The sequence below is a fragment of the Phaeovibrio sulfidiphilus genome, from assembly GCF_014861485.1.
Lineage (GTDB): Bacteria > Pseudomonadota > Alphaproteobacteria > Rhodospirillales > Rhodospirillaceae > Phaeovibrio > Phaeovibrio sulfidiphilus.
Genome location: NZ_JACZHT010000004.1, coordinates 222389 through 235825 on the forward strand (window position 1 = coordinate 222389; position 13437 = coordinate 235825).

Sequence of the window (13437 nt, forward strand, 5' to 3'; positions counted from 1 at the left end):
ACCCGGATGGCCGCCACCCGGATGGGACGCGGTCCGGGCGAACAGCCACCGTGGGGGCACTGTGGGGGCGGGCGGATGTCGGCCATGGGGGCTCCATGGGGGCGTCATCGTCTTTCGCTTTTTCGTCCGGATCCGCTGCGGGCGCCCTCCCGCTGGTTCGACCCTGTGACGGGAGCACACCCGGGCCCGTGTCCGTTGTGCCTACCCGTGTTTGTACTGTTGAGGCCCCCGGGGCGGTTAGCCCCCCGGGAACCTGCTGCCTTCCCTCTTACTCGATCTTTTTCGGAGACTGGCCATGAGCGCACTTCGCCTTCCCTACTCGACCCTCTCGCCCGAAGCCTACAAGGGGTTGGGCATGACCAAGAAAGCCCTGGACAAGAGCAGCCTTGGAAAACAGCTGGTGGAACTTGTTTACCTGCGGGTGTCCCAGATGAATGGCTGCGCCTTCTGCCTCGAGATGCACGCAGCCGCCCTGCGTGCCGGGGGTGTGCCCGAGGTGAAGCTGGACAGCCTTGCGGGCTGGCGTGTCAGCGCGCAGTTCAGTGACCGGGAGCGCGCGGCTCTGGCCTGGGCGGAGTCCCTTGTCAACGTGGCCGAGACCCATGCCCCCGACGAGGAGTACGCTCCCCTCAGGGTCCACTTCACGGACGAGGAGATATCGGATCTCACCTTTGCTGTAGCGTTGATGAGCTCTTTCAATCGTCTGGCGATTGGCATGCGGCAGTAAGTACCCGGGAGTGCCGGGGCGTCAGGCCGGGGGGGAGCGTCTGTCCGGGAGCCCGGTCGCCAGCCTTCGGACAACCGCGAGCCCGGGGACACGGAACGGCCGTTGTGCGATGACGCCGGCGTCAGCTGTCTGGCTTTGAAGGGGTACAGCCCGGATCGGACGCGCGGGCCATGGTCGTCTTGAGATCCGGCGGGCGGCTTCAGCGCGTCGGGTTAATCGCCGGTGTCCGCATTCTGGATGACCTGGTCCCAGACTGTGGCCCAGTCGGGGTCGGAGCGCAAAACCACCTCAACGGTTTCGCCGTGGGCCTTGCCGGGGATGGGTGTCAGGACGATCCGTTCCAGGGTGCATTCGAACAGGATGCGGGTTGCCCGCCGGTTTCCCTTGCCGTCGGACAGGCCGATAATCAGGCGATACAGGCTGGAGCGGATGTCGTCCTCGCTTGGAAGGGGGATCTCGCTGCGGCGCAGGAGCTGGTGGATCTCTTTCTGGCGGATCTGGAGCTCCCGGATCCGCTCAACGACCAGGTCCCGGTCCAGTCCGCGGCCAATCGCATCAATGTAGTTTTCAATGGCTGCTTTGACGTCGGTTTCCTCTTTGTGCAGGCTCGCCAAAGGCCCGCACCGGGCCATAATGAGGGGCTCAAGAGTGGGGCGCAGGGGAGGGGCCTCCGCCAGGCGCCGCTCAATCGCCAGAAAGGCCTCGTCAAGCAAAACAGCCTCACGGACGCCCCGTGCGTTGCGGCAGGACCTGCTAACCCGATAGTTGGAGCAAACGTAGCGGGTTGAGTTGCCGATCGTCTTGGGTCCGGAACAGACGCCGCACACAACCCAGCCGGTGAGCGGGTGCTGGTTGTGGGTGTTGATCCGGTTGTCCTCGAGGTAACGGGCTCTTTTTTTCTGCGGCTTGCTGATTTTCTGAGAGATCAGGCGCTCTTGGACCCGGGCCCAGGTGGCGTCATCGATGATGCGAAGCTCCGGCCGCTCCACCACGACCCACGCGGACGGATCGTTGGGCTGCACGGAGAGAGCCCCTGTGGAAGGATTGAGTACCCGTCGTGAGCGGTTGAAAATGACCTGGCCAACGTAAATCGGGTTGTTGAGGATGCCATGCCGGATTGGCTTTGACGGATTATCCAGAGTGGAGATGCGCCAGGCGGGTTTGCGGGGGGACGGAACGCCCTCGGCGTTCAGGTCGGCCACGATCTCTGTCGGTGTTCGGCCCTCCGCATACTCCTGAAAAATGCGGCGGACCGTGGCGGCCTCGTGGGGGACGATTTCCCGCAGCCCGTTGATATAGCGTCCCCGCTCGTCCGTGACCCCACGGACCACGCTGTACCCGTAGGCCGCGCCGCCCATCACGTACCCCGCCCGGGTCCGTCCTTCCTGTCCACGGCGGATCTTGTTTTTCAGGTCCGATAAAAACAAAGCGTTCATTGTCCCTTTGAGCCCAATATGCAGCTCGCTGATGAGTCCTTCCTGAACCGTCCGAATGGGGACGTTTGCGAAATTCGCCAGCTCAAAGATCCGGGCAATATCCGCGAGCGACCGCGAGAGCCGGTCCAAACCCTCGCAGAGGATACCACTGATTTCACGTTTTGCGAGAGCCTCAAGCATGTCTGCCAGTCCAGGGCGGTTCCATGTTGCGCCCGAGCAGGCCGCATCCGTGAACACCCGGACAGCACTGTCGTCCTCACCGGCCGAGCGCAACCACGCGCGGCAGAGCGCGATCTGATCTTCGATCGAGGTTGGGTTTTGCAGGTCCGACGAATAGCGGGCGTAAATGGCGAGGGTCATAAGGGAAGAATGGCCGCCCTTAACAGAGTGATGAAGAACGGTTGTGAATCAAGCCGGTGCCTCCCGCCGGGTCAAGGCGAAAACGATGCAAAGAAATCGACGCACCCTTGGCGCGAAAATCATATCATTATCCCCCAAATGGGCGTGCCTTGCTCCGTTTTGCTCCATTTTGGGGAGCGCCTTGCTCCGTTTTGCTCCGTTTTGCTCCGTTTTGCTCCGTTTTGCTCCGTTTCGGGGCCACCCTACCCCGTTTTGCTCCGTTTCGGGGCCACCCTACCCCGTTTTGCTCCGTTTTGCTCCGTTTCGGGGAGTGCCTTGCTCCGTTTTTCCGCGTATTCTTCTCTGTCGTCCTTCTGGCAGGATATGGCCGGTGGGCCCACCGGCCTTTCCTGTGCCTCCAGCAGGGAGCTTATTCGCACCGGGGTGCTCAACGCGGCGCCCGGGAAACCGGGCACAAAAAAAGGCCCCCGAAGGAGCCTCGAAAGAGCGTCGTCGGGGACGCGATCACCGCTCCATGCCGAAATCCCGATTACGATTCGGGCGGTTCTGTTGACGTCCGGAGCGTTGATCTCCGGGTGATGACGACGGTGGGACTGGGGCGCCCGGGGTGGGTGTCGGCGGCTTGCTCCGGGCGTCCGCCGGAGCGGGCCCGGTGTGACCCGTTCGTGCCGCCATGGCGTCCTCGAGGGACAGGGCGTCCTCGACAAAGGCCTCCAGAACGACGGGAGCGAGAGTGGATTTCTCGCCCTTGAGTGTCTTTTGGAGCTTGTCGGCTATCCGTTGTCGTCTGGCACGGGGAGGCAGGGTGACAACTCCTTTGTGTGTGTTCTCCTTGAAAGCGAGAAGAATGGCAAGGGCCAGGGTATCCCGGTGGGCCTCGGCCATGAGGTGGTCTTTCCAGGAACGGATCCGCACGGCGCCTTTCTCCAGGCCGGGCGCGCTGCGCTCCTGGAGAAACTGTCGCCAGAGCCTGCTCTGACCGGGAAAGCGCGTCAGCGGGCGGCCCCGGAAGGGAAAGCGCGGGGCAGGGCGCCGACCGGCGAGTGCAGCGGATCGTGACCTTTGGTCCCCGGCCTTTGTGTGGGGGGCGGGCTCCCACGGTCCCAGGCGTTTTTCCAGGGCGCCCTTGCCATAGTTCCGGTTCAGCCAGGACGCCCTCACGGTCTTTTGCCCGTCTCTTTCGGCGAAGACCAGACCGGCGCCCCTGCGCCTCAAGGCCACATCGAATTTCGCCAGGGCCGCATGGGCCTCCTGCCAGGTGTTCGCTGCGCCCAGAGCCTCAAGAATGGCCTCCTTGTGCTCCAGAAGGTGGCGCTCGAAGGACTGTTGCCAGGTCCGCGCCTCATGGTCCCGGGCCTGGGGCGGCAGCCGGTTCTTTTCCTTGTCCCGTTCCACATCAACATGGAGGCCATAGCGCTGTTCCATAGCCCGGCAGACCCGTGCAAGCGCGGGAAAATCCCATGAAGGCGAGTGGCACAGGTGGTGTTCCGGATGCACCTTGTTGTATGCAATATGCATGTGAAAGTTATTAGTATTGGTGTGTGTGCCCACAACCCGCTGATGCTCGGTGAACCCCAGAGCCCGGGCGAACTCCCGTTCAATGTCCTGAAGGTTCTGCAAGGACAAACGGTCCTCCTCTCCCGGCCGGAATGAGACAACCAGGTGATAGGTGCGGTCTTCCGACCGTGTGTTAAAGGCGCGGGTGGCATCGATCTCCGCAAGGGCAAGGTCAAGATCATCCAAGTCCGTACCCGCATTGCAATTCTCGATCCAGAAATCTCGCAGCTTCTCGCCGTCCTTAGGGGCGTCGGCAATGTACTGGCCCAAGCGACGGTAATTGTCCGGGACACCGGGCTTGCGGGGGGGCTTGTGGGCAATCATGAAGTCTGCTCGCGCGGGCGTCGGCGAAGGCCATCAAGGTCGAGAACAAGGCTTTTGATGTGGGCTTGTGTGTCCCGGAGAGCGTCACAAAGGCTCAGAATTTGGTCTTTTTCGGGGTCGGTCAAGCTGCCCTCGCCCTCGGTCAGTATCATTTTCTGGAGGTTGCCAAGTCTGGCCAGGTCCGCGTTGACCTTCAGAAGGTCACGGATAGCCTCGGCGCGGGCAAAGCGCTCCGGGTTGGGGAGGGGCTGTCCAAGGACCAGGCGGCGTATCAGCTCGGAGCGCGACAGGCGCACCTGGTCCTTGAAGGCGTCCACCTGCCGGAGTTCTTCGTCGGTGAACGAGACCTTGATTCGTGTGCGGGTCGTAGCCATAGGGGTATCTCTCCTGTTCCGGATCCTGTGCGGGGCCGGCGTGATCGGAGAGATCCCTTCCGCCGCGCGCCCCGGTCTGGAGCCGTTTTTTTCGCAGCTCGGCGGCTCAGCGCTCCAGTGCCGGGCCTTTCGCCGGAGCCGGGCGCTCCCGGCCCAGAGCCGCCTCCTGGAGAGCGATGTAGGTCTTCTCGGCAGCGCGGATGTTCAGTTTGCGCTGCTGGATCAGGGCGCGTTCCTCGGGCGTCATGCGGGCCTTGTCCAGGTTCACCAGACGGGCGGCGTGGGAGCCGAAGAACTGCCGGGCCTCATCCCGGGGTAAACCGCCCACGCGGCTGCGCGGACGGGTATAAGCCTCATCAACAGCCCGGTAGGTCTGCGGGTCGCGAACCTTGGCCACAAGCTTTTCGGTCACAAGCAGACCGTCCAGAGCCTCCTGAAGGCTGCCCTTCGCAGTTCCGCCCGAGGCGTATTTCTCGACTTCATTCTCAAGAAACTGCCGCTCTGTTGCGAGGATAAGGTCAATATCTCCGCTCTTTCCAATGGCCTTAAGCGCATCTTTCATGAGCGACTGCGCGGAGGCCGCTGCGCGTGCCTGAACGGACTGATCTCGCGCGCGGATTGCCTGCTCCTCAATCAGGAACAGTTTGAAAAACGTCTGGGAATAATCAGGCCTCGAGCCAGTTTCGGCCATACTTCGTCTCCGCTGTTTGGGTACGAACCCCGAGATCCCGGATGTAGTCAGCTCCCTTGACGCGTCGCAGCGCCATCAGCGCTTCAGGCGGGAAGTCAACTTGCTTGAGAAGCTCGTCGCCCTTCTCCCAATCGTTCTTCCTTGCGGCCATAATAAGGTCGTGGAGGGTCCGGTCATCCGGCGCCAGGCGATCGTACTCCTCACGGGTCAAATAGGAATCCTCTGTCCAGGCCATGGTGGTTCCTCCTGTTCTGGCGGGGGCGTGCCCCGCTATGGTTGGGGTGTAATGGGGAGAGTCTGACACCATCCCGGGCCTCGGGCAAGATCCGGACAGGCTTCCGGAAGGTCTTGGCCCCGGGGTGCAAGCACAGTGTGGCGCTTACCGTGACTGTCGGGCGCCGGCGCCCTGCGCGGCACTATCGCTCCAGTGCTTGTTACCCTTTTGTCGGGGTCGAACGCTCCCGGCCCAGAGCCGCCTCCTGGAGGGCAACGTAGGTCTTCTCGGCGGCTCGGATGTTCAGCTTGCGCTGTTCCATCAGGGCCCGCTCCTCCGGGATCATGCGGTGCTTGTCCTGGTTGACGAACCGGGCCGCGTGGGACCGGTAGAACTGCCGGGCTTCATCTCGAGGCAGGCCGCCGACGCGGTTTTTCGGAAGGGTCGCTTCCGCATCCACAGTTCTGTAGACCTCCGGGTCGCGGACCTTATGTGCGAGCCGCCGGGCGGCCTCAAGCTCCAGAAGGGAGACCTCAAGGCTGCCCCGGAAGGTCGGTGTGTCGGCGAAGGCTTTCTCGTTTTCCAGACACCGGCGCTCACTTTCGAGAATCAGGTTCAGGTCGCCCGTTTTACCGATGTCGCGCAATGTGTTGCTCAGGTGGACAAGACAGCGGGCCCATTCTCCGGGCTTTGCTTCACAGGCATGGTGCCGATACCACGCCGAGCGTTCCGCAAGTAGGTTCTGGTCAAGCCTCTTCAGGCGGTCATCGGTCGAGCCAGTCTTTTCCATACTTCGCTTCCGCCGTTGCTGTCTTCACACCCAGCTCGCGGATCCGCTCCGCACCACTTGTCCTCTTGAGAGCCATCAGGGCTTCGGCTGGGATATCAATCTGCTTGAGCAGTTCTCCCGCTGTAGCCCAATCACCTCTCCCCTGCGCCATGATCAGATCGTGCATAAGGCGGCTTGTCGCGTCGGCGTTTTCGTAGTCCTCTTTTGTCATGTAGGAATCCGGCGTCCAGGCCATGTCGTCTCTCCTATTCCAGAGGCGGCGTTTCACGTTGCAGATATGTGGAGTCTGACACCGTTGCGAACCCCGGGCAAGGGCCGGACGGGCTTCCGGGGGCGTTTCGACCTGTCTTGCCATGCGTTGACATGCGTGGACCAATAGCTTTGTTGTGGCTTGTATCGCGAGTCCACGCGGCGAACACATGTTTTTCAAACAATGTGGCAGAACGCAGATAATCCGCCTTGTTTTGGTGTGTCTTCAGTGCCCATGGCTTCAAGAGCTCAGTGGAAAGAGACGGATCGTGAGCTTCTCCAGTAGGCTGTGGCCCCAATCTCGGACATCGCTGTGAAGTTGGCTACGGCTTCTGTGTCCACAATGGCGGCGCAGTGGCAAGTGGGCGCCTCTGTCCTCGGCTATTGGGTGTGCTCGCGCCGCAGCATTCGAAGTCTCATTGGGAGCTCTTTCTATCCACATTTCGCCGGCCCTACGAAGGCTTCGGGGTCAAGGCGCGAGCGCTGCGCAACAGTTTTGCGATCGCGCGCGCATTCTCAGCTGACCCGTCCCAAACATCATCAATTGCTTTCTCGATTGCTAATTTCCCATCGGGGTCCTCGAATCGTTCGGCATAAACTGGAATATTTGCATAGCCTAGTATCTCTAAAACCTGAGGTGTTGTCCGCTTGAAGTGCCCATTGCAGATGCGGTTAATCCAACTCTGACTCACCAGTTTTCTATCTTTTTTTTCGTTATTTATAGCATCGGCTAGCTCCTGTTGCGTCATGCCGCGATCAGTAAGCCATTGCCGCAGGTCTTTGCCAATATCGAATGAAGTGCGCCTTGCCATATGCGAAGAATATCCGCATAATCGAATAAATGGCAATACCATAAAAGATGGGAGCACGAACGTGGAAATGTTGCGCGAGAAGCTGGAGGCCGATGTCGGCACGTTAACCGGAAGGCTCTGTTCCAGTCATACGTTGCTGGCTAAGAACTGGTTCGCTCGCCATGAATTCCTTGGCCCGTCATCGACAAACCAGGACACTCACAATTTGCCATTCCAGCGGTGGTATCGCTTCAAGGAAGCGTTTTCTCCCCGCGCAGTTGTCGATGCCATCAGCAAGCTTGAAATCCCGCCCACGACCTGCATCGACCCTTTTGGCGGCAGTGGAACGACCGCGCTGACCGCGCAGTTTCTGGGCATTCGCCCTACTACCGTAGAGGTGAATCCGTTCCTTGCTGATCTGATTGAGGCCAAACTGGCTTCCTATGAGATAGAGCCCCTGCTCGTTTCTTTTCGACAGGTTGTCGACCACGCGACCGCCAATAAAACAGACCCCGCGCGGGAACTGTCCGAGGGCCCCAAAACGCTTGTGGCGCCAGGGGTTGGTGGGCGATGGATCTACTCTCTGGAGGTTGCAGAGCGTATTTTGGCCTACCGAAAAGCGATCGAGGCGCTCGACAATCCGGCTCACGCACGATTGTTGCGTGTTTTGCTTGGCTCCGCACTGATACCCTTGAGCAACGTTATTATCAGTGGCAAAGGGCGGCGTTACAGATCCGGCTGGCAGAGCAGAACCGTCCGATCAACTGCCGTTCATCAGATGTTTGAGGTCGCTTTCCTGAATGCCATTGAAGACATTGTCCGTTTCGGACGACGTCCCTGCCCGGAATACACGCTGCTTCGCGGCGACTCTCGTATCGCACTGACTCAAGCACCGCCAGCGGACTTCTCGCTTTTCTCTCCGCCATATCCGAATTCATTTGATTACACTGATGTCTATAACATCGAGCTCTGGATGTTGGGCTATCTGAAGACGCCGGAAGACAATCGAAAACTGCGCGAGGCAACGTTGCGTTCTCATGTTCAGATCAAGCGTTCCTTCGAAGCGTCTTCGTCGTCGCCTACGCTTGATTTGACCATGCTGGCTCTTGATTCGCGGCGTTCCAATATGTGGAATAGAAGCATTCCGGAGATGATCCGCGCGTATTTCGATGATCTGGTGGCCATTTTGGCTGAGCTTCACCGTATCATTGTGCCGGGGGGTTCAGTGATGATGGTGGTGGGCGACAGCCAGTACGCCGGCGTTGTTGTTGATGTCGGGACTATCTTGGTGGAACTGGGGCGCGAGCTTGGGTTCGAGCTCTTCAACCTGTCCGCCATGCGTTCAATGCGATCAAGCGCCCAGCAGGGAGGCGCTTACGATCTTGGCGAGACTTTGATCCACATGGTCAGAAACTAAAAGCGTCTTATGGTCATTCGACGGCGCCGGATAACGTTCGTCCGGCCGCAGTCGCAGCGGCCTCAGCATCTCGATGGTCTTTTGTCGATGAGTACATATAATATCTTCGGAGCAGGACATCATATTGGGCGGCCAAGGCAACAACGTGGGGCTGATCTTCATCCTCATCACGCGCATCGAAGCAGCAGAGATAGGCCAGCTTTCCCCCCACATTTTTTCGGTACTGAGCTGCTTGGAGAACACCGTCACTCGCTTGCGAAATCGTCTTATTTTTAGAGACTTTTTCTAATTCGTAGCGTGATCGCAGGACCTTGCATTCCAATACGCAAGCTCCCAATCCGTTACACATCGCGTGTTTCAAAATCTTTATATCGATTCGACCGTGAGAATTATGGTCTTCAATAACGACATTATCTTCTCCAACAATGCCTTGCAAGTGTATTCCAAGCAAAGAGCTAATCCTGGGTTCTGCATTATCACACGTGATCCGGTCTTTTGGGCTTCCTTTCCACGGTTTTATTGCTCCTGATGGAGTCTGAGTGTATTTGCAGTGAAAATTCCATAAATGTTTGTCCAGTGAGCCAGAATTGAGTTTTATGGGTCTCTCAAGACTGATTTTCTCTTGTATTACGCCGCCGTAGACCCCTGATTTGCATAGACATATATCAGCACTATCGCTGAGAAACACGCAGTGCACCGAATCCTCAAACCCAAGCTTGGAAAGCGTGTCGGCTATTTCATTTTTGCTGGTGCAGTGAACTTTCGGTACCAATGCCGCGACAGAAAGATCAAAGCTAGCAATCAATATTCGGCCGTTAACTTTGACGTCGAGGTCCGGCGTGTAATGCCAAAGATATTCTGCTGACTGTCTCTCTACGTCCTGCTTGATTGCACGAGACAGAATTATGGCGCACGGAGCTGCGTCGACCGTGCATCCTCCCTTGCTGGTTAGCCAATCGCGGAAGAAAGTTCTTGATTTACTAAAGAACGTGGCTTCGAGGCCTCCGTTCGAAGCCGGGAATGATGGTCCGGTTTTCCCGTCTTTCAATGACGCGAGGGCCTGTTCATCAAGCAGACCCGATATCGAATCATGGTTCTCAGGCACCGGCTCGTTCCCGTCGAATGTCCCAAACCCTGTCAAGGTAGCGTAGATAGACATGGACCGTCTGACGTCGGCTTGCGGTTTCTTCATTGCCGACCTGTCGGGCGATTTCGTCCGCCGCAAGCACAGTCAGATTATGCGAGGCGGTGTGAAAATCGATGGGGCTCTCATCGTCCGCGCGGTCATAGCTGACGTCCATGAGGACCATGTCGTCCTGCTCTTCCTTGACGGCCTCATCCTTAATGACGCTGGCGAAGGCGCGAACCACTTCTCTAAGAAAAATGGCTTTTTTTTCCATCTCCGAAAGCTCCAACGCCCTGTCGACAGCCTTCATGCCGACCGGGGTTAGGTTATAGTCTGCTTCGAACCACCACCCAAGGCCGTCTCTTTGAGTCTTGAAGTTGGATGCTGCCGCCAGGCCTTGTGCGCAGAGGCGATCCATGTCCCATTGGACCTCGGAAAAAAAAGGTCCCCGTTTATACTTGAGGAGATATCCGTCGGGCGTAAGCAGGTCATAGACCGGCGCCATGGCGTTCGCGAGGTACACCAGCCGGTGCAGTCGCTGGGCGGACAATGGTGCAATACCGATGCGTTCAGACGCATCCAGCAGCATCAGTAACCACATTCTTGCTGCGAGAACGCCGGTACGCTGACTCATGGTCTGCGCGCCTCAACACCGGTGCCGCTGGTAGCCGGCGCAACATGCGAGCCTATCGGCCCCGATGGGCGATGGGCTGGGTCGAGATCACGATACACAGCCTCGCGCAGCTTCTCCTCGTAGTATCCCCTGTGTTTGCGCAGTGCGGCATTTGGCAGGGACAGTGCAAGCAAGTTGATTACATGTGCGTTTCGCTCCTCGACGGGCACGGGAGGTGCGTCACTTCGCTCCTCCTCCAATTCCGTTCCTAATAGAAGCTCGTCGTCAGCACTAACCGGCTGTTGCTGTGGAACAGAGTCGGCGCCAAACAAAGCGGGGATCATGTTCTCGTTATTGAGGTTGGTGCTGGCGATGAAGACATTACCAAGGTCGCCGCCGTGTGCTGCGAATCCTCGAAACAAGTCGCCGGCCTTGGTAACAAAAAGGCTGTCAAGGCTGGCTTCAGGCGTTTCCATAACCAGCATGGTGGGGCTATGGTCCTCGGATGCGGTTTCCATCAGGGCCATTCGGAACGCGAGGTCGATAAATTCCCGTTGAGATTCCGACACAGACGTTGCGTCTTCGCGTGGGCTGGTATTGCCACTGAACACCGCTGAAGTCATCGTGACTTCGAGGATCGGAAAATCGAAGGTTTCTCCTTCCTGACCTATTTTACGACTGTCCTTGCTCTCTCTAAGCAGGCATATCTCGGCAAGTAGATACTTGGCTATACGCGCAAATGACGCCTTCACTATGCCAAGTTTTTCTGAAAGTCGTTGCTGTTGCCCATCCTTAAGGGTGCGGTATTTTTCCTCTGCACTGGTGCGTAAAGCAAAAAGAGAAGAAAGTCTCGCCTGGCCTTCTTCAACATACTTGCGTTTGAGGGCGATTGTTTCGCTGTCGTCCGTAGCCAACACGTCGGCTAAATCAGGTGCGACCTGACGTTGAAGAGTCTCGAGCTTCCTTTGTAGCTTCAGCAGTTCATTGTACGATTCTTGTTGATCAGCAATTTGATTGCGCAGAGCTTGGTCTGCGGCTTCCAGTTCCTGATCGAGTTGACGTAATTTGTGCCGGATGCCATCCATTTTTTCTGACGCGCGGTCGAGGCGTTTCTGACTGAAGACCGCACGGCTAACTACATTTTCCTGCTGTGAGGGGAGGCTCTCGCAGACCGGGCATTGGTGCCTTGCCGCAAATTTCTTTAGCCTGTCATTGGCCGAAGCTGATTTGTTGCCGCAGACAAGGCAGCCATTACCTGCGGCAAGATTCAAGAATACGTGCTCAGCTGTTGAAGCAAGGTCTGGGAAGACGTCCTGATAGAAGAGTTCCTGTTCCGCTTCGAACGCGCGTCTTGCCTCTTCAAGGTCCAGTCGATACTTCTCGCGTTCGAGTTTTTTGCGTTCGTACTCAGACTGTGCGATCTCAATCGCACCTCCAGATTCCGCAGTTTTCTCCTGTGCCGCTGAAATAGCACGTCGTAAGCCTCTGATCTCGGCGGCGGCGCCGGACTGTTCGGCAGCGTCGTAAAAGGCGAGCTCATCCGCCGCCTTGCGGATCGGGCCGCGTTCGTTCCGGTACTGACTATCGAGTTTTTGCACTTCGTCATATGCCTCGGCGGCAGCTCGGGCAGCCTGGCGGTCGTAGAAGAGTAGACGAAACATGTCGAACTGCGATCGCCTGTCCCAGATCAGTTCCGGCCGGTCCTCAAGAAAGAAGATCAGAAAACGCAAGATCGCGAAGAAATCGAAGTAACTAGCTGTGCCCGACAGTTCAACTGCCAATTTCTCGTAATGTTCCTGCGTAACCTCTGCCTCAGGCACCCCATCCAATGCCAGGAACTGAACCTCTAGCGTGGCAAGTGATCGCCTCACGGTCAGAATCCGCGAGCCAAACGCAATTTCAGCAGTCACGTATGCGTTTCGCGCCCCGTCACTCACGCGGGCGCGAAAATATGCCTTGTTCCGCCAGTCGACCAGCTTGTGCTGCGTTGAGGCAAGTCCCCTGTCCTCCTTGTTCATGTCCTTCGGTCCGAGCAGGACACGATATATGATATTCAGAAGAGTAGTCTTGCCAAGGCCGTTGATGCCCGCAATGACGTGTACGCCTTTTGTAAAGACGTGATCAATGCCTTTGGAATTCTGTGGTTGATAGAGCTCATAGCCGTCGACGGTTAGATGTCGAAGGACTGGAAATACAATGGACACGTAAGTACCCCGCTCAACGTCAGCAAAGGGTTTCGCCGATAATCTTAAAAGTGAGAATGCCAACAAAAAAATGCCGTTGCAAGAAAGCTCTTCATTGGCTTGAGCCGCGCGCCATTTTAGGGGTGAGTGTTCTCTAAAACAAATATGTCGTCCCCGTCACTTGGCCAACCATGTTTCCAAAAGACGTCCGAATCGGAATCCAGAACTGATAGCTCAGACTGCGGTGAGAGGTGGGCGGTGTTCATTTCGTATGTCAGGGAGTTCAAGCTGTTACGAACAGGGCGGAGAGGTGGGCGGGCGCCTACCCGGCTCTTATGAGCTTGATGTCGTATTCCGCCTCTGAGGAAAAAAACAGCGGTGGCTGTCCTAGGTACCGCTCCAAGAGATCATCGCGGCAAGCGATGCAGCGGCCTCTTCGGAAGAGGGCTTCCCTAGCAGAGCTCATTGACGGTCCGGTTGTGACTGGGCTGGCCGCAACAGCACTCGTTCGTTCGTAAAAAGCTTCCAGAAGGACGCGCAGTTTTCTTGCGCGGATGGGGCCTGTCACGCTGACAGGGTCTTGCG

The 13437-nt window shown here is 57.9% G+C and carries 13 protein-coding genes; 2 read left to right on the top strand and 11 right to left on the bottom strand.

What is annotated here, in order from left to right:
- The first annotated feature begins 295 nt into the window (after positions 1-295).
- Positions 296-727: a carboxymuconolactone decarboxylase family protein gene (locus tag IHV25_RS07010; protein WP_192534403.1), complete on the top strand. Its 432-nt coding sequence runs from the start codon at positions 296-298 to the stop codon at positions 725-727.
- A gap of 212 nt (positions 728-939) precedes the next feature.
- On the opposite strand, the gene IHV25_RS07015 is transcribed toward IHV25_RS07010, so the two are convergent.
- The 8 genes from IHV25_RS07015 to IHV25_RS07050 form a co-directional block, all read right to left on the bottom strand.
- Entirely contained in the window at positions 940-2523 is a 1584-nt protein-coding gene (locus IHV25_RS07015; protein WP_192534404.1) for a recombinase family protein, read from the bottom strand.
- A 504-nt stretch (positions 2524-3027) separates the two neighbouring features.
- A complete protein-coding gene (gene traI / locus IHV25_RS07020) occupies positions 3028-4404 on the bottom strand; it encodes a TraI/MobA(P) family conjugative relaxase (protein WP_192534405.1) in 1377 nt (458 codons plus the stop codon).
- Entirely contained in the window at positions 4401-4778 is a 378-nt protein-coding gene (locus tag IHV25_RS07025; RefSeq protein ID WP_192534406.1) for a plasmid mobilization protein, read from the bottom strand. The genes traI and IHV25_RS07025 overlap by 4 nt, the downstream gene beginning before the upstream one ends.
- Positions 4779-4884: 106 nt before the next feature.
- Entirely contained in the window at positions 4885-5340 is a 456-nt protein-coding gene (locus tag IHV25_RS07030; protein WP_192534407.1) for a hypothetical protein, read from the bottom strand.
- Between the two features lie 103 nt (positions 5341-5443).
- Entirely contained in the window at positions 5444-5704 is a 261-nt protein-coding gene (locus IHV25_RS07035; protein WP_192534408.1) for a hypothetical protein, read from the bottom strand.
- A 199-nt stretch (positions 5705-5903) separates the two neighbouring features.
- Positions 5904-6473 carry a hypothetical protein gene (locus tag IHV25_RS07040; protein WP_192534409.1) on the bottom strand — a complete coding sequence of 190 codons (570 nt, stop codon included), beginning with the start codon at positions 6471-6473 and terminating at the stop codon, positions 5904-5906.
- Complete coding sequence (locus IHV25_RS07045) at positions 6448-6708, bottom strand: hypothetical protein (RefSeq protein ID WP_192534410.1); 261 nt, start codon at positions 6706-6708, stop codon at positions 6448-6450. Before IHV25_RS07045 ends, IHV25_RS07040 begins: the two co-directional genes overlap by 26 nt.
- A gap of 466 nt (positions 6709-7174) precedes the next feature.
- The gene (locus tag IHV25_RS07050) at positions 7175-7534 is read right to left on the bottom strand and encodes a helix-turn-helix transcriptional regulator (protein ID WP_192534411.1); all 360 of its coding nucleotides are present in this window, start codon (positions 7532-7534) and stop codon (positions 7175-7177) included.
- Between the two features lie 61 nt (positions 7535-7595).
- On the opposite strand from IHV25_RS07050, the gene IHV25_RS07055 reads away from it, so the two are divergent.
- Positions 7596-8930 carry a DNA methylase N-4/N-6 gene (locus IHV25_RS07055; RefSeq protein ID WP_192534412.1) on the top strand — a complete coding sequence of 445 codons (1335 nt, stop codon included), beginning with the start codon at positions 7596-7598 and terminating at the stop codon, positions 8928-8930.
- A 13-nt stretch (positions 8931-8943) separates the two neighbouring features.
- On the opposite strand, the gene IHV25_RS07060 is transcribed toward IHV25_RS07055, so the two are convergent.
- Genes IHV25_RS07060 through IHV25_RS07070 form a run of 3 tightly spaced genes read right to left on the bottom strand, consistent with a single transcriptional unit; the run spans position 8944 to position 12873 of the window.
- The gene (locus IHV25_RS07060; protein ID WP_192534413.1) at positions 8944-10035 is read right to left on the bottom strand and encodes a hypothetical protein; all 1092 of its coding nucleotides are present in this window, start codon (positions 10033-10035) and stop codon (positions 8944-8946) included.
- Positions 10028-10690, bottom strand: coding sequence for a hypothetical protein (locus IHV25_RS07065; protein WP_192534414.1), 663 nt, complete (start codon positions 10688-10690; stop codon positions 10028-10030). The genes IHV25_RS07060 and IHV25_RS07065 overlap by 8 nt, the downstream gene beginning before the upstream one ends.
- Positions 10687-12873, bottom strand: coding sequence for an AAA family ATPase (locus IHV25_RS07070; RefSeq protein WP_192534415.1), 2187 nt, complete (start codon positions 12871-12873; stop codon positions 10687-10689). The genes IHV25_RS07065 and IHV25_RS07070 overlap by 4 nt, the downstream gene beginning before the upstream one ends.
- Between the last annotated feature and the right edge of the window lie 564 nt (positions 12874-13437).